This is a genomic window from Lacisediminihabitans sp. H27-G8 (assembly GCF_046156175.1).
Lineage (GTDB): Bacteria > Actinomycetota > Actinomycetes > Actinomycetales > Microbacteriaceae > Lacisediminihabitans.
Window position 1 is genome coordinate 394,143 of sequence record NZ_JAYLVL010000002.1, and the last position, 15,015, is coordinate 409,157.

General features: G+C 67.5%; 17 protein-coding genes. 10 read left to right on the forward strand and 7 right to left on the reverse strand.

All coding sequences use genetic code 11. The annotated features are described in order from the left end of the window. Window positions 1-6 precede the first annotated feature (6 nt). Complete coding sequence (locus VLI63_RS06675) at window positions 7-399, reverse strand: DUF3253 domain-containing protein (protein ID WP_409156084.1); 393 nt, start codon at window positions 397-399, stop codon at window positions 7-9. Window positions 400-469: 70 nt separating this feature from the next. Here VLI63_RS06675 and purD point away from each other — a divergent pair, with 70 nt between their 5' ends. The 5 genes from purD to VLI63_RS06700 all read left to right on the forward strand — a co-directional run bounded on the left by purD (window position 470) and on the right by VLI63_RS06700 (window position 4,724). Further along, the gene (gene purD / locus VLI63_RS06680) at window positions 470-1,720 is read left to right on the forward strand and encodes a phosphoribosylamine--glycine ligase (RefSeq protein WP_409156085.1); all 1,251 of its coding nucleotides are present in this window, start codon (window positions 470-472) and stop codon (window positions 1,718-1,720) included. A 147-nt stretch (window positions 1,721-1,867) separates the two neighbouring features. After that, on the forward strand, window positions 1,868-2,776 hold the full coding sequence (locus VLI63_RS06685) for a phosphoribosylaminoimidazolesuccinocarboxamide synthase (protein WP_409156086.1): 909 nt from the start codon (window positions 1,868-1,870) through the stop codon (window positions 2,774-2,776). Then, entirely contained in the window at window positions 2,773-3,267 is a 495-nt protein-coding gene (locus VLI63_RS06690) for a GNAT family N-acetyltransferase (RefSeq protein WP_409156087.1), read from the forward strand. Before VLI63_RS06685 ends, VLI63_RS06690 begins: the two co-directional genes overlap by 4 nt. A gap of 58 nt (window positions 3,268-3,325) precedes the next feature. Then, window positions 3,326-3,793 (forward strand): DUF1003 domain-containing protein, encoded by a 468-nt coding sequence (locus VLI63_RS06695; RefSeq protein WP_409156088.1) that lies wholly within the window; start codon window positions 3,326-3,328, stop codon window positions 3,791-3,793. Between the two features lie 61 nt (window positions 3,794-3,854). Then, complete coding sequence (locus VLI63_RS06700; RefSeq protein ID WP_409156089.1) at window positions 3,855-4,724, forward strand: VOC family protein; 870 nt, start codon at window positions 3,855-3,857, stop codon at window positions 4,722-4,724. 4 nt (window positions 4,725-4,728) lie between these two features. Here the strand turns inward: VLI63_RS06700 and VLI63_RS06705 are convergent, their stop codons facing one another. The 4 genes from VLI63_RS06705 to VLI63_RS06720 form a co-directional block, all read right to left on the reverse strand. After that, window positions 4,729-5,580 (reverse strand): anti-sigma factor domain-containing protein, encoded by an 852-nt coding sequence (locus VLI63_RS06705; RefSeq protein ID WP_409156090.1) that lies wholly within the window; start codon window positions 5,578-5,580, stop codon window positions 4,729-4,731. After that, window positions 5,570-6,133 (reverse strand): sigma-70 family RNA polymerase sigma factor, encoded by a 564-nt coding sequence (locus VLI63_RS06710; RefSeq protein ID WP_409156591.1) that lies wholly within the window; start codon window positions 6,131-6,133, stop codon window positions 5,570-5,572. The genes VLI63_RS06705 and VLI63_RS06710 overlap by 11 nt, the downstream gene beginning before the upstream one ends. Window positions 6,134-6,236: 103 nt before the next feature. Continuing rightward, a complete protein-coding gene (locus VLI63_RS06715) occupies window positions 6,237-6,890 on the reverse strand; it encodes a class F sortase (RefSeq protein ID WP_409156592.1) in 654 nt (217 codons plus the stop codon). A gap of 34 nt (window positions 6,891-6,924) precedes the next feature. Continuing rightward, a complete protein-coding gene (locus VLI63_RS06720) occupies window positions 6,925-7,761 on the reverse strand; it encodes a DUF4397 domain-containing protein (protein WP_409156091.1) in 837 nt (278 codons plus the stop codon). A gap of 135 nt (window positions 7,762-7,896) precedes the next feature. Here VLI63_RS06720 and VLI63_RS06725 point away from each other — a divergent pair, with 135 nt between their 5' ends. Continuing rightward, a complete protein-coding gene (locus tag VLI63_RS06725; protein WP_409156092.1) occupies window positions 7,897-8,664 on the forward strand; it encodes an SGNH/GDSL hydrolase family protein in 768 nt (255 codons plus the stop codon). Here VLI63_RS06725 and VLI63_RS06730 read toward each other — a convergent pair. Continuing rightward, window positions 8,650-9,777 (reverse strand): AI-2E family transporter, encoded by a 1,128-nt coding sequence (locus VLI63_RS06730; protein WP_409156093.1) that lies wholly within the window; start codon window positions 9,775-9,777, stop codon window positions 8,650-8,652. The two genes, VLI63_RS06725 and VLI63_RS06730, sit on opposite strands and share 15 nt — an antisense overlap. Before the next feature lie 114 nt (window positions 9,778-9,891). On the opposite strand from VLI63_RS06730, the gene purS reads away from it, so the two are divergent. Both purS and purQ read left to right on the forward strand, forming a co-directional pair. Further along, complete coding sequence (gene purS, locus VLI63_RS06735; protein ID WP_409156094.1) at window positions 9,892-10,152, forward strand: phosphoribosylformylglycinamidine synthase subunit PurS; 261 nt, start codon at window positions 9,892-9,894, stop codon at window positions 10,150-10,152. Beyond that, the gene (gene purQ, locus VLI63_RS06740) at window positions 10,149-10,847 is read left to right on the forward strand and encodes a phosphoribosylformylglycinamidine synthase subunit PurQ (protein ID WP_409156095.1); all 699 of its coding nucleotides are present in this window, start codon (window positions 10,149-10,151) and stop codon (window positions 10,845-10,847) included. The genes purS and purQ overlap by 4 nt, the downstream gene beginning before the upstream one ends. Before the next feature lie 90 nt (window positions 10,848-10,937). Here purQ and VLI63_RS06745 read toward each other — a convergent pair whose 3' ends face one another. Beyond that, on the reverse strand, window positions 10,938-12,098 hold the full coding sequence (locus VLI63_RS06745) for a mechanosensitive ion channel family protein (RefSeq protein WP_409156096.1): 1,161 nt from the start codon (window positions 12,096-12,098) through the stop codon (window positions 10,938-10,940). Window positions 12,099-12,195: 97 nt separating this feature from the next. Between VLI63_RS06745 and VLI63_RS06750 the strand changes: the two genes are divergently transcribed. Continuing rightward, the gene (locus tag VLI63_RS06750) at window positions 12,196-12,573 is read left to right on the forward strand and encodes a hypothetical protein (RefSeq protein ID WP_409156097.1); all 378 of its coding nucleotides are present in this window, start codon (window positions 12,196-12,198) and stop codon (window positions 12,571-12,573) included. Window positions 12,574-12,641: 68 nt separating this feature from the next. After that, window positions 12,642-14,945, forward strand: a complete 2,304-nt coding sequence (gene purL / locus VLI63_RS06755) for a phosphoribosylformylglycinamidine synthase subunit PurL (RefSeq protein WP_409156098.1) — start codon at window positions 12,642-12,644, stop codon at window positions 14,943-14,945. Window positions 14,946-15,015: the final 70 nt, after the last annotated feature.

Here is a 15,015-nt window from a genome sequence, read left to right on the forward strand (position 1 = left end):
CTCTCTTCACCGGCGCCGCAGCTGCAGTGGTCCCTTCGCCGTCGATGCGTCGACCACCGATCCGGACTGCAGGATGTCGATCTCCCCCGCCGCACCCAGCCGGCGCGCCGCCCGGCGGGCCGGCTCCGCGAGCTGCTGCCAGCCCTCCCCGCCGACCGCGCGGGCAGCATCGGAGTCGAGGATGGTGGCGCCGGTCGGGCGCTCGGCCAGCAGTGCGAGGATCGCGGCCTCGAGCATCCGGTCGCCCTCTGTCACCCCTCGGCGTCGGCAGGCATCGGAGCAGTACTTCACCGCTTCCCAGTCGCGGGCCCACTTGGCGCGCCACTGGATGCGACGGCCGCAGGCCGCGCAGGTCTTGTCTGCCGGCACGGCGTCGACTGGTCTCTGACGGTGGGCCATCGCCCCAGTCTGCCGGGCGATGCTCCGAGCGGGATCAGTGGACACGGTGCCGGGTGGGTACGCTTGCCCAGTGAGAATCCTCGTCCTCGGTTCCGGTGCTCGCGAGCATGCCATCATCACCGCCCTTCTTCGTGAGGACGTCGATCATGAGATCATCGCGGCGCCCGGCAACGCCGGTATCGCCGCGGAGGTGCAGGTGATCGCGCTCGACCCCGCGAATCCCGCCGTCGTCACCGAGTTCGCCCTCGAGAACGACATCGAGCTCGTGATCATCGGACCGGAGGCGCCCTTGGTCGCCGGTGTCGCGGATCGACTGCGCCAGCGCGGCATCGCGGTGTTCGGGCCGGGCAAGGCCGCGGCCCAGCTCGAGGGAAGCAAGACCTTCGCGAAACGGATCATGGATGTCGCGGGAGTGCCGACCGGCCGCGCGACCCGGGCGGGCACCCTCGACGAGGCCATCGCCGCCATCGACTCGTTCGGATCCCCCTATGTGGTGAAGGCGGACGGCCTCGCGGCGGGCAAGGGTGTGCTGGTCACGACCGACAGGGATGCCGCGGTCGCCCACGCCGGGTACTGGATCGGGCAGGGCAGCGTGCTCGTCGAGGAGTTCCTCGATGGCCAGGAGGTCTCGCTCTTCCTCCTCAGCGACGGCCACAACGTGCTTCCGCTCGAACCGGCCCAGGACTACAAGCGGCTCTCCGATAACGACGAAGGCCCCAACACCGGCGGCATGGGCGCATACTCCCCGCTGCCCTGGCTGCCTGCCGGATTCGTCGATGAGGTCATCGACACCATCGCGCTCCCGACGGTGCGCACTCTCGCTGCGGAGCAGACGCCATTCATCGGGCTGCTCTACTGCGGACTCATCCTCACCGCCGCCGGCACCCGCGTCATCGAGTTCAACGCGCGCTTCGGCGACCCGGAGACCCAGGTCGTGCTCCCGCGCCTCATCACTCCGCTCAGCGGCCTCTTGTTCGCCGCGGCGAGCGGAGAACTCGGGGGGATGCCGCGCCCGCAGTTCTCCGATGACGTCGCCGTGACCGTCGTGCTCGCCAGCGAGGGCTACCCCGAGACCCCGATCACCGGCCGCATCATCACGGGCATCGACACCGCACTGGCGATCCACGGAGTGACGGTGGCACATGCCGCGACTGCCCTCTCCGGCGGCGACCTGGTCGCGACCGGCGGGAGGGTGCTCAGCGTCGTCGCGACCGGCAGCGACTTCGGGGAGGCCCGATCCCGTGCCTATCTCGCGCTCGAGGCCATCGACCTCGAGGGCGGCCAGTACCGCACCGACATCGCGCAGCGCGTCGCGGAATAGCCCGGTCCCCGGCCCCGGCCACCTGTGCCACCCGGCCACCTTTCATCATTCAGGAAGGCCTGGTGCTGGAGTGCACGGAGAAACGGATGAGGTCCCGCACGCCGTCATCCGAACCATCCGCCCCGCCCCTTCCTGAATAATGAGGGGGTGAACGCAATCGATCTGACCGCGGATGGCTGGACGCACGCCTACTCGGGCAAGGTGCGCGACCTCTACATCGAGACGGGCACGGCGGATCTCGCCAGCGCCCAGCGCGTGCTCATGGTCGCCAGCGACCGGGTGAGCGCGTTCGACCACGTGCTGTCCCCCGGCATCCCCGGCAAGGGCGAACTGCTCACCACCCTGAGCCTCTGGTGGTTCGACCGCCTCGTCGGGGCGCCGAATCATCTCGTCGCAGACCACGAACTGCGCGGTGATGCGGTGCGAGACCTGATTCCGGATGCCGTCGCCGGCCGGGCGATGCTCGCCCGCACCCTCGACATGTTCCCGATCGAATGCGTGGTGCGCGGATACCTCGTCGGCTCCGGTTGGCTGGAGTACCAGGAGAGCCAGACGGTGTGCGGCATCGCCCTGCCCGCCGGCCTCGCAAACGGGGATCGGCTGCCCGAGCCGATCTACACTCCGGCGTGGAAGGCTCCGATGGGCGAACACGACGAGAACATCCCCTTCGAGCGCACGGTCGAGCTGGTGGGAGCAGAGGTCGCGACGGCACTCCGTGATCTCAGCCTCGACGTCTTCTCGCGGGCATCCGGCATCGCGGAGTCGCGAGGGGTGATCCTCGCCGACACCAAGTTCGAGTTCGGGGCCAATCGTGACTCCGGCGTGATCACGCTGGCGGACGAAGTGCTCACCAGCGACAGCTCCCGGTACTGGGATGCCGAGGCCTACGCCGCCGGAGGACCGGGTCGGCTCGCAAGCTTCGACAAGCAGATAGTGCGCAACTGGCTGAGCGCGCACTGGGACCAGACCGGCGAGCCGCCGGCGCTGCCGCCCGAGATCGTCACGCAGACCGCCGCACGCTACCGGGAGTTGATCGAGAGGCTCACCGGCTCATGATCGTGCGTCAGGTTCCCTGGTCCGACGTGGGGGCGACGACGCTTCGCGAGGCCCAGCGGGTGGAGGTCGAGGCGCGCTACGGCACGCCCGATTCCGAACCGGGGCCCGCTCCGAGCGCCGAGGACATCACCGTGTTCTTCGTGGCCTATGACGACTCCGGTGCGCCCGTGGGGTGCGGCGGACTGCGCGAACTGCCGGGAAACGAAGCGGAAGTGAAGCGGATGTTCGTGATGCCGGCGCACCGCGGCACCGGAGTTTCGCGGGCGATTCTCCTCGAACTCGAGCTGTTCGGACGTGAACGCGGATGGTCGCGGCTCGTGCTCGAAACGGGCGACCGGCAACCGGACGCCGTGCGGTTCTATGAGCGCGAGGGATTCACCCGCATCCCGAACTTCGCCTACTACGCAGACTCGGAGCATTCGCTCTGTTACGAGAAGTCGCTGTTCGCGGTCGATCCGGCCGGCGAGATCACCTGCGAGGGCTGCCAGTGATTCGCGGCTCGATCGTCGAATCGATCGCTGGCGGCGCCGGCAGTGCTTACATTCAGTCATGACTGTTCACGCGCCCGATCGCCCACACATCGTCCCCCGCCGCCTCCTCGCGGATGGCCGGGACCATCATCCCTCCGTTCTCGCCGAGGCGAGGCGACGGGCCGGCAGCGTGCAGCTGCGGGTGGCGGATGCCATCACCGCCTTCGCCGGGTCGATGCGTTTCGTCTACGTGCACGTGGCGCTGTTCGCCCTCTGGATGCTGTTCTTCGAGAAGAGCCCATGGCCGACGCTGACGCTCGTGGTGTCGCTCGAGGCGATCTTCCTGTCGACCTTCGTGATGATCGGCCAGAACCGCCAGGCCGCGTTCCAGCAGGTGAAGGCCGACCACGACTTTAGCTCGACAGAGCAGGAGCTGCACGACAACACCACGATCACCCGCCAGATCGCGGATCTCACCGCCAAGATCGAGCAGCTGACCAGCGAGATCCACACGGAGGTGGTGGGGAAGAGGACGAGTGGATCGTGAGGCTACTCGACCGGCGGGGCCGTAGCGGAATAGTTGTCGCATCAACTAAGTTGGTATTGACATGAGCGTTACAGACCTTCTCGCCGCCGACACCTCGATGGGCACGGTGACCCTTCTCGTCGCCGACCTCGACGGGATGACCGCCTACTACCGCGACGCCGTGGCACTCAGCGTGCTCGCCTCGACCACCGACACCGTGACCCTCGGTCGCGGCACGACTCCGCTGATCATCCTGCGGGCCGCCCCCGAGCTGGTGCAGGCGAGCCCCCGCGACGCGGGACTGTTCCACACGGCCATCCTCTTCGATTCGGAAGCTGCGCTCGCGGCATCCGTCTACTCCGTCGCCACCAAGGCGCCGGGCACCTTCACCGGCAGTTCCGACCACCTGGTGAGCAAGGCCTTCTACTTCACCGACCCGGAGGGCAACGGTGTGGAGCTGTACTGGGATCGAGACCGCGCCGAATGGAGCTGGGTTCACGGCCAGGTCGAGATGTCCACGCTGTTCCTCGACCCGAACACGTTTCTGCAGGAGCACCTGACCGCCGAGGCTGTGGAGGCGCCGAACTTCGGCGAGGCCGTGGTCGGGCACGTACATCTCGCGGTCGGCGACATCGATTCGGCACGCGAGTTCTATGTGAACCGTCTCGGCTTCGAGCAGACCATCATGTACGGCGACTCCGCGCTCTTCGTGAGCGCGGGCGGCTACCACCACCACATGGCCATGAACACCTGGAACAGTGCCGGGGCCGGACGCCGCGGCCGCACCCTCGGACTCGGACAGGTCGACATCGTCGTGCCCGGCTCAGACGATCTCGGATCCCTCGGAGAGCGGATGTCGCACTACGGCATCGCGACCCGTGACGACGGGAAGACCCTCAGCTTCGACGACCCCTGGGCGAACGTGATCCACGTGACCGCGGCATCCGCGTAACCGCCTAGAGCGTGCCGCGCACGATCGAGTCTCCCGAGTGTGACGGGTTGCCGTCCGGCTTCTCGCTCGAGACATCCACGATCGGATAGTCGGCCAGCTTCACATCGGCGGGGATCGTGAATCTGCCTTCCGTGCCCACGAGAACGCCAACGCTGATCAGCTTGCTGAGGTCGCTGGAGATGAGCCAGACCTCGCGGTAGCCGGGCGCCGTGCGCGGCTCGGAGACGGTGACGACGACCTGCCGTCCGGAGCCCGTCTGCTCGACCACAGCTTCGCCGGAGGCGCCGGTCCAATCGGGAAGGGGCTCGAGACGTGCCTCGGCGAGCACGGTCGGCTTGGGCGCCTCGGACTTCGGAGCAAGCACGGTCGTCGCAACGAGAATCGCCCCGGCCGACACGACCACCGCGAGCGCGCCCGCGAGCACGGGAACGAGCATCCGGTTTCGGCGTCGATGACTGCGGCGAGCGCGCCCGGACGATCGGGAGGCGATGGGCAGAACGGGTTCCGGGTCGGAAGAAGCAGAAGTCTCCAGGGGCGCAGGCTCGGGGACCGCAGCGGTCTCGAAGACCGCGGTGGTCTGGATCGGTGCGGGCATCACGTCGGCAGCGAGGCCGAGCGTGCGGCTGATCGATCCCCAGACCGCCGGTCCCGGCGCATCGAGCGGATGCTCGAGCGGCGAGACGGAACGGGCAAGGGTCGCCACCCGCACAAGACTGTTCAGCTCCTCGAGGCACTCGGGGCACTCCTGCACGTGGAGCTCGTCGGCGAGCGGGATATCGGGCTCTCCCATGGCCATCATGGCCAGGATCTCGGGATCGCCGTGTCCGGCATCCGGAACCGTACTGTCACTCATCATCGCTCACCTCCAATCTTGTTCGTAGCCGGTCGAGACTTCGGCGGATATGACTTTTCACGGTTCCGAGCGGAAGGCCGAGCCGTTCGGCGATCTGCGTGTGGGTGAGCCGATCGTAAAACGCCAGCCTCATGATCTGCCTCGGCGTCTCCGGAAGGTCGGCGAGAGCATCCGCCACCACGAGACGCTCGGCGAGATCGTCGGGCCAGTCCGTGACCTCACGGTCGAGACTCTGGATGAGGGCCTCGCGATCGCGGCGATCGCGCGCCCGCCGTTCGTGCGCATCCGCGATCGTGTTCTTGGTGATGCCGACCAGCCAGGCCGACAGGCGCGCGCGCTCGGGATCGAAACTCGCCCGGCCGAGCCAGGCCGAGACGAATACGCGCTGGGTCACGTCCTCAGCATCGGCGACATTGGCCAGTGATCGCATCGACATCCCGTAGACCAGCCGCGCCCATCTCTCGTAGACGGTGGCGAGGGCCCGCTCATCGCCCGCCTGGAAGCTCGCGACGAGAGACGACTCGTCGTGGTTCTGGAGCAGCTCGGACACGGGCATCCTGACGCCGGCCGGCGAGGGGTGGTCGCCGGGAGGAGGGACTCTGTTGTCGTTCAACCTAGTCTCCCCCGCGCTCGGAGTGAATATCTCGGCTGGCGAACGGTCAATTGCCCGCGGGCGCCGCGGCGAGCGGGGTCGCCGTGACGATGACGTTGTCGAGGTAGTGCCCCGTCTTCGAGTTGAAGACGCCGCCGCAGGTCACCAGGGTGAGACGCGGTGCGCCGGTGGTGTCGAAGACCTCTGCCATCGGGGCGTCGATCTTTCCCACCTGTCGCAGCTCGGTCACCGTGTAGGCGAGGGTCGAACCATCTTCTCCCAGAAGGGTGATGGTGTCTCCCGCTGCCGCGTTCTTGAGCTTGCTGAACGGTCCGATTCCGTCGTGCCAGGAATCGATGTGGGCCGCAATCACGGTCGCGCCCTGGCTCGCGGCGAGTCCTGGGCTGTAGCGATACCATCCCGCATCGGCGGCGTTGGCCGGAAGGGCCATGGCCCCCTTGGCATCGACCCCCTCCGCGGTGACCGTCATGTCGATGCCCAGCCGGTCGAATCGGATGCGCACCGGCGCGACGACCGACGCGACCGAGAGGCTGCCGAGCGAGGCATCGGCCTTAGGGATGACGGGAGCCGTCGGTCGAGGGCTCGGCGTCGTCGTCGCGGTGGGTTTCGCCACGGGTGGGGGTGCTGCCGTGCAACCGGCGAGCACGGGAAGGGCCAGGCAGAGCGCCAGCAGGGCGCCGAGTCCGGCCCTTCCCGTCATTCTCACTGCAGGTTCCTCTTCAGGCGCTGCGCCGTCAGGCGCGCGACCCGACCTTCCTGCGAGCGACCACCAGCACAGCGGCGGCGGCGAGGAGCAACCCGAATGCTCCGAGACCGATCGTCGACAGGGTCTGTGCCGATTCGGCGCGTGCTGCCGCGCCGGTCTCACCGGCGGGAACGCCCGCCGGCGGGGTGTGCAGTCCGGTGATGGTCTGCACTGCGAGGGCGAGTGTGCTGTCCGCAGCACTGCCGTAGGCGTAGACGATCGTGTTCACGCCCTCCTGGATGGCGACATCCGCCGGTCCGATGAGCACGGGAGTGGTCGTGCCGGCCGCGACGACGGAGGCCGAGACCGTGGCCGGTGCGAGGTTGAGGATCTGCTCGTTGGGGTTTGTCAACCCACTGACAACGGGCGATCCGCCCGCGAGCACGTCGACGGCCGGGGCGGCGGCGACGTGGCGCACGGTGAGGCGGCCCTGGCCAGCGGCGGTCTTGGAGATGTCATTCGTGAACAGCGTGGCGGTGGGGGTGCCCGTTGCCGAGAGGTGCGCGACGGCGGTGTAGTTGCCGCCGTCCGCGAGCGGGAGGTCGACCGGGCCGATGACGACGGAGTCCGTGGCGGAGGTCGCCGTGGACGAGGTGATCGCGACCGAATAGGTGCCGGGGGCGAGGCTGAGGGGCCCGGCGAGGGTGCCGGGGGTGAAGTTGTCGAGGGTGAGGGCTCCATTCACCCAGACGTCGACGGTGACACCGGGCACGCCGTGCAACACGGAGAGCTGCGCGTTCGTTGCAGCCGAGGCCGGAAGCGGCGCCGCGAGTGCGACGAGAAGGAATGCACCGGCAGCGCCGCCGGCCATGATTCGAGTTTTCACGTGTCTGCTCCAATTCGCGAGCATGCTGATCATGCTCTTATCGGGTACTACGGGCGCAATGACCCGAACGGATGCACCCGGTCCGAAAAAAAGTCCTGGCAATTCGCCCGGTGCGCGCAGCCTAAAATCACTGGAATGATGAATCTCCGCCCGAACCTGCTGAGCCGGGCCGCCGCCATACCGCTCGCCCCGGTGCTGCTCGTGCAGGCGCGACGGGCGCGTGCGAGCATCCCACGCCTGCCGGATGCGGCGCTTCCCTGGAGTGGATCGCTGCCGGGCGCGGACCTGATCCGTCTTCTCGTGCTCGGCGACTCGACGGCGGCCGGGGTCGGCGCCGACAGCCAGAGCGAGGCGCTGCCGGGCAGTCTCGCCCACGAATTCGGTGACCGCTTCGACCGTGGAACCAGTTGGACGGCCATCGGCGAGAACGGAGCGACCTCCCGCGACATCCTCGAACGCTTCCTGGACGACGCCACGGCAGCGACCTACGACGTGGTCTTTCTCACCATCGGCGCCAATGACGCACTCGGCCTGCGCTCCCGCCGTGCCTTCGCCCGGGATGTGCGCGAGATCGTGCGACGGCTTCGCGCCGTGAACCCGGATGCCCTGCTCCTCGTCTCGCTGATGCCCCGGTTCGACCGCTTCCGCAGCCTCCAGAGCCCGCTGCGCTGGAACCTCGCCCTGCATGCGGCGAGCCTCGACGACGCGGCACGCGCGGCCGTGCGCGGCCTCGACCGGGTATTCGCCCTGCCGAAACCGCCGCCGTACACCCCGACGTTCTGGGCGACGGACCTCTTTCACCCCGGCCCCTCCGGGTACCGGGAGTGGGCGGAGTTCGTGCTCGACTCCGTGCCGCTCAGCCTGCTCGCGCCGCTCCGGCGCAACCACTCACGCCGCGGCTGAGGCCCGCTTGGCCGTGTCGACACCGGGCACCGGAGTGATGGGATCGTTCCAGCGCTTGATGATCGCCCACGCTACCGCGGCCGCGGGCACCGAGATCAGGGTGCCGAAGATTCCGCCGAGGATGGTGCCGGCGGTGAGCGCCAGCAGCACGACAAGGCCATGCAACTTGAGCGATTTTCCCATCACGAAGGGGGAGAGGAAGTTGCCTTCGATCTGCTGCACCGCGATCACGACGATCGCGACCACGATCGCGGCAGTGAGCCCGTTCGTCACGAGGGTGACGAGGGCGGCGATGATGCCCGTTGCCGTCGCACCGACCAGCGGGATGAACGCACCGATGAACACGAGGATCGCCAGCGGGATCGCCAACGGCACCTGCAGGATCAGCATGGCGACCCCGATGAACACCGAGTCGACGAGCGCGATTATCGCGGTCCCCCGCACGTAGCCCCCGAGGGTCTCGACCGCGCTGTCCCCGGCCCGGCGCAGCTTGGCATGCATCACGGGCTGGAATGGCGTGATGAGGAAGGCCCAGATCATCGGCCCATCCTTCATGAAATAGAAGAGCACGATAACCGTGAGTACGGCGCCGGTGACGAGCTCGGCCGCGGTCGAGACCCCGGCGAGCGCACCGGATCCGAACTGCGCACTCGTGACGAAATCGACCAGGGTCTTCTGCACATCGCTGATCTGCTTCGCGTCGATGTTGAGGGGTCCGTTCTGCACGAAATCGGCGACGGTGTTGATGCCGGAACTCACCGACTTCTGCAGCGTGGAGAACTGCGACTGCACTTGGAAGACCGCGATCGTGATCACCCCGCCGAACACGATCACGCCGGCAAGCAGCGAGATGATCGCGGCCAGGACCCGCGGCATGTGCTTCTCGAGCAGTCGCACCACCGGCCGGAACGCGGATGCCACGATCAGGGCGAGAAGCACCGGCACCACCACGAGCTGCAGCTGGGTCGCCGCATAGACGATGACCACCACGATCGACAGCACGAGCAGCGCCTGGCCACAACGCTGGGCGAGGCGCCCGAAGGTGTCACTCCAGACCGCTGACGAGGTGCGCAGGTTGGGCACGGGCACGGTGAGGGGCTTCTTGGTGAACATGGATCGAGCGTACCGATGGCCCGCCGATCCGGCGTGGGGCTTGCGCGGAGGGTCCCGGCATGCACTCCGGTAGACTCGGAACATCCACCCATAGGCGAACTCCTGGAGTGACTTGTGCCCGTAATCGTCGTCGAGGTCATGCCGAAGCCCGAGCTTCTCGACCCTCAGGGCAAGGCCGTCGCCGGTGCTCTTCATCGCCTCGGCACGTCTGGCATCGCTGGCGTGCGCATCGGCAAGCGTTTCGAAGTGACTGTTGATGAGGTCACGGATGAGGTGCTCGCCGAGGTCACGCGACTGGCGAACGACATGTTCTCCAACTCCGTAATCGAAGACGTCGTCTCGATCACTGTCGATTCCACCTCCGCCGCGTCATGACCAGCATCGGCGTCATCACCTTCCCCGGTTCCCTCGACGACCGGGATGCCCAGCGCGCCGTTCGACTGGCCGGAGCCACCCCGGTCGCCCTCTGGCACGGCTCCCACTCGCTCGAGGGCGTCGACGCGATCGTGTTGCCGGGTGGCTTCAGCTATGGCGACTATCTGCGCTGCGGTGCCATCGCCTCCCTCTCGCCGATCATGGCGGAGGTCATCGATGCGGCGGGCAAGGGGATGCCGGTGCTCGGTATCTGCAACGGATTCCAGATGCTCACCGAGGCGCACCTGCTCGAGGGCGGGCTGATCCGCAACGACCACGGCAGCTTCATCTGCCGCGACCAGAAGCTGCGAGTCGAGAACACCTCCACAGCCTGGACCAATGAATTCGAATCCGGCGCCGAGATCACCATCCCGTTGAAGAACGGGGAAGGCGGCTTCATCGCCGACTCCGAGACCATCGCGCGGCTCGAAGGTGAGGGGAGGGTGGTCTTCCGCTACCTTGACGTCAACCCCAACGGCTCACTCGACGACATCGCCGGCATCACTAACGCCCGCGGCAATGTCGTTGGCCTCATGCCGCATCCGGAGCACGCGACCGAAGAAGGATTCGGCCCCGATACCGCTCTCGCGATGCGCAACGGAACCGACGGACTCACCGTGTTCACGAGCGCGATCGCGGCACTCATTTCGGCCTGAGCGGTTCCCGGCGACGTCGATCCCGCCGCAGCGAGCGCCCGGCGGAGCCAGCGCCCCCGCGGCGGGCACCCGGGGCGGCTGGTCGGCCCGTCAGGTGCGATCCGGATCGATGATCGGCATCGTGCCGGTGAACTGGCTCGCCCGCTCCTTGGCCTCCCGGGTTCCGGTGAAGAGTCCGATCGGCTCGGTCGATGGGGACTTCTCCTTCGGGCGGGACGCCGGTTCGACGGACTGGATCCGCGTGCGGGGCAGTGCCGCGACATCCGTCTCGTGCAGCCACTGCACCAGCTGTTCGCGCACGTGGCAGCGGAGATCGAAGAGGGTGGGGGCGTCGACAGCCGAGACCAGGACGCGGAAGCGCACAAAGCCACCGACGGCATCGGTCACCTGAAGCACCCCGGTGCGACCGTCCCACAGTGGCGACTCGGCCAGAATCGCATCGAGCCGTTCGCGCATCTGCGACGGGCTCGCCTGCCAGTCGAGGTCGAACTCGATCGAGCCGAGGAGCTCGCTGGAGTGTCTCGTCCAGTTCTCGAACGGGGTGTTGGTGAAGTAGGTGGAAGGGAGCACGAGGCGCCGATCGTCCCAGATGTGGACGACGACATAGGTGAGCGTGATCTCCTCGATCCGCCCCCATTCGGTCTCAGCTATCACCACGTCATCCACCCTGATGGCATCGCTGAAGGCGAGCTGGATTCCGGCGAACACGTTGGCGAGAGTCGATTGCGCGGCGAGGCCGGCAACGATCGATACGACACCGGCGGAGGCGAGGACGCTCGCCCCGACCGCCTGCACCCCGGGGAAGGTGAGCAGGATCGACGCGATTCCGATGATGACGATGATGACACTCGCCAGGCGGCGCACGATGGCGATCTGGGTCTGGGCGCGACGGGCGCGCTTGTTGTCCGCGACATCCGTGCGGTACCTGCCGGTTGCGAGACCGAGTCCGAAGCTGACCAGGGCCGCCGCGAGCCAGGCCCCCGCGGCGATCGTGCCGATGAGGAATCCATGGTCGACGCTGGCGAGCGGCACCCCCGCCGGCAGGGTGAGGTGGACGGCGATCCAGAGCGCGACCACGAGCAGGAACACGCGATACGGCATCCGGGCCCGCAGGATGAGCGCTCGCGCCCAGCTCTCGCGGCGTGCGGTGAGCCGCGCGGCTAGCGAAGTGACCACCACCACCACGAGCACGGCGACGAGGGCGATGACCACGGCGATGCCGAGTCCGATCCACGATTTCCAGTCCGACATGACGCCAAGAGTAGGCGGTTTTTGCTGCACGGCTGAGGCGAGAATCACCCGCGAGTGGGGGCTGCCGCCGATGAGCCCGTGGCTTTAATGTGAGCGGATGGCAACCAGCCTCACCATCCTCCTGCGCCTCGTCACCGCTCTCAACGACCCGGAGGAGCCCTTCCGCTTCGAAGTGCGGGGCGAAACGATCATCGGAACCTGGGATGCCAGGCGCGCCGCGTTCGAGGATCTCGGCGAGGCGGGTGCTGTGGACCTGGACTATCGCGTCAGCGTCCAGCTCGATGAGAAGAAGAGCACCTACGCGTTCACCGAGCACAGCACCGCTGGCAGGGTCCCGGCGACCAGGGCCGCCGCCGCGCCGGTGTTCACCCACTCGTACCCCACCAGCCGTATCACCGATCCCCTCTTCACCTTCCTCGAGGGCAACGGCTACTCCCGAAAGAAGGCATTCCTCAGCCGGCTGCTCCCGCGCTGAATCACGAGCCTCGGCGCCGGTAGAATTGGGGCTTCCGGCACGCCCTCGATCCAGGAGTCTTAGCGCCCGTGAGCACCCCACCAGTTTCTGTCCCCGACACTGTTTCGAACGCCGCAGCCACCCCCGACAGGGAGCAGCCCTACGCGGCCCTCGGCCTCAAGCCCGACGAATACGCGAGCATTCGCGAGATCCTCGGCCGCCGGCCCACGAGCGGTGAACTCGCGATGTACTCGGTCATGTGGAGCGAGCACTGTTCCTACAAGTCCTCGAAGATGTACCTGCGTCAGTTCGGCGACAAGACGACGCCGAAGATGCGCGAGAACCTCATGGTGGGCATGGGCGAGAACGCGGGCGTCGTGGATGTCGGCCAGGGCTGGGCCGTGACCTTCAAGATCGAGAGCCACAACCATCCGTCGTACATCGAGCCGTTCCAGGGCGCGGCCACCGGCGTCGGGGGAATCGTGCGCGACATCATCTCGATGGGCGCCCGACCGGTCGCGGTGATGGATGCCCTGCGCTTCGGTGCGATCGACGACCCGGATACCGCCCGCGTCGTGCACGGTGTCGTCGCCGGCATCTCGTTCTACGGCAACTGCCTCGGGCTTCCCAACATCGGTGGCGAGACCTGGTTCGACTCCGTCTACCAGGCCAATCCTCTCGTGAACGCCCTGGCCGTCGGCGTACTGCGCCACGAAGACCTGCACCTCGCGAATGCGCGGGGCGTGGGCAACAAGGTCGTGCTGTTCGGCGCTCGCACCGGCGGCGACGGCATCGGCGGAGCATCCATCCTGGCCTCCGATTCGTTTTCTGCGGGCGGTCCGACCAAGCGTCCCGCCGTGCAGGTCGGCGACCCTTTCGCCGAGAAGGTGCTCATCGAGTGCTGCCTCGAGTTGTTCCAGCAGGAACTTGTCGAGGGCATCCAGGACCTCGGGGCCGCCGGCATCAGCTGCGCCACCTCGGAGCTCGCCTCCAACGGTGACGGCGGCATGTTCATCGAGCTCGAGAAGGTGCTGCTTCGGGATCCGACGCTGACCGCCGAGGAGATCCTCATGTCGGAGTCGCAGGAGCGCATGATGGCGATCGTGACGCCCGAGAAACTAAAAGGATTCCTCGCGGTCACCGCGAAGTGGGATGTGGAGACCTCTGTGCTCGGTGAGGTCACCGATACCGGGCGGCTCATCATCAACTGGCACGGCGAGGAGATTGTCAACGTGCTGCCACGCACGGTCGCCGTCGACGGTCCGGTGTACGAACGCCCGGTCGCCTACCCGACCTGGATCGATGCGCTTCAGGCCGATTCCGCATCCTCGCTGCCGCGCGCGGCATCCCCCACCGAGCTTCGCGAACAGGCGATCGCCCTTCTCGGCAGCGGCAACCTCGCCTCGAAGGACTGGATCACCAACCAGTACGACCGTTATGTCATGGGCAACACGGCGCTGTCGTTCCCGGATGACGGCGGCATGGTTCGCGTCGACGAGGAGAGCGGCCTCGGATTCGCCGTCGCGACCGATGCCAACGGTCGCTACGCCTACCTCGACCCCTACCGGGGCGCGCAGCTCGCCCTCGCCGAGGCCTTCCGCAACGTGGCCGTCACCGGTGCGACCCCGGTGGCCGTCTCCGACTGCCTCAACTTCGGTTCCCCCGAGAACCCCGAGGTGATGTGGCAGTTCTCGAAGGCGGTCGAGGGACTGGCCGACGGATGCCTCGAGCTCGAGATCCCCGTCACGGGAGGCAACGTCTCGTTCTACAACCAGACCGGGGACGTGCCGATCCACCCGACTCCGGTCGTGGCGGTGCTCGGCGTGATCGACGACGTCGCCGACCGCATCCCGAGCGGCTGGCAGGACGAGGGCAACAACATCTACCTGCTCGGCACCACGCGTGACGAGCTCGACGGATCGGCGTGGGCGGGAGTCATCCATTCCCACCTCGGCGGTCATCCCCCGATCGTCGATTTCGCCGCGGAGCAGGCGCTGGCCGGGCTCATCAAGTCGGGTTCGGAGCAGAACATCATCGCGTCCGCGCACGACCTCTCCGACGGGGGCCTCATCCAGGCCGTCTCCGAGTCGGTGCTGCGCTTCGGTGTCGGCGCCCGGCTGTGGATCACCGAACTCATGGAGCGCGACGGCGTCGACGCGACGGCCGCATTCTTCAGCGAGTCGGGCGCCCGGGCGATCGTCTCGGTTCCGCGCGAAGACGACGTTCGCTTCATCGGCCTCTGCGAGGGACGCGGCGTGCCCGCATTGCGCGTCGGAGTGACGGATGGCACGGGCCTCGAGGTGCAGGACCAGTTCGCCCTCACACTCGACGAGTTGCGCGCCACACACCGCGGCACCCTCGCGGAGCACTTCGGACCGGTCGTCGGGTACTGAGGTCGGGTGCCACGCTGCGCTGCAGCGGGCAGGTCCGGCCCGTGAGGTGATCTTCACGGGAGACCGGTAG

Excerpts from the sequence above, each read along its gene's own strand:
- VLI63_RS06675 (WP_409156084.1), bottom strand. The coding sequence starts at position 399 with ATGGCCCACCGTCAGAGACCAGTCGACGCCGTGCCGGCAGACAAGACC.
- VLI63_RS06690 (WP_409156087.1), top strand. The coding sequence starts at position 2,773 with ATGATCGTGCGTCAGGTTCCCTGGTCCGACGTGGGGGCGACGACGCTT.
- VLI63_RS06695 (WP_409156088.1), top strand. The coding sequence starts at position 3,326 with ATGACTGTTCACGCGCCCGATCGCCCACACATCGTCCCCCGCCGCCTC.
- VLI63_RS06700 (WP_409156089.1), top strand. The coding sequence starts at position 3,855 with ATGAGCGTTACAGACCTTCTCGCCGCCGACACCTCGATGGGCACGGTG.
- VLI63_RS06705 (WP_409156090.1), bottom strand. The coding sequence starts at position 5,580 with ATGATGAGTGACAGTACGGTTCCGGATGCCGGACACGGCGATCCCGAG.
- VLI63_RS06710 (WP_409156591.1), bottom strand. The coding sequence starts at position 6,133 with ATGCCCGTGTCCGAGCTGCTCCAGAACCACGACGAGTCGTCTCTCGTC.
- VLI63_RS06715 (WP_409156592.1), bottom strand. The coding sequence starts at position 6,890 with ATGACGGGAAGGGCCGGACTCGGCGCCCTGCTGGCGCTCTGCCTGGCC.
- VLI63_RS06725 (WP_409156092.1), top strand. The coding sequence starts at position 7,897 with ATGATGAATCTCCGCCCGAACCTGCTGAGCCGGGCCGCCGCCATACCG.
- VLI63_RS06730 (WP_409156093.1), bottom strand. The coding sequence starts at position 9,777 with ATGTTCACCAAGAAGCCCCTCACCGTGCCCGTGCCCAACCTGCGCACC.
- purQ (WP_409156095.1), top strand. The coding sequence starts at position 10,149 with ATGACCAGCATCGGCGTCATCACCTTCCCCGGTTCCCTCGACGACCGG.
- VLI63_RS06745 (WP_409156096.1), bottom strand. The coding sequence starts at position 12,098 with ATGTCGGACTGGAAATCGTGGATCGGACTCGGCATCGCCGTGGTCATC.
- VLI63_RS06750 (WP_409156097.1), top strand. The coding sequence starts at position 12,196 with ATGGCAACCAGCCTCACCATCCTCCTGCGCCTCGTCACCGCTCTCAAC.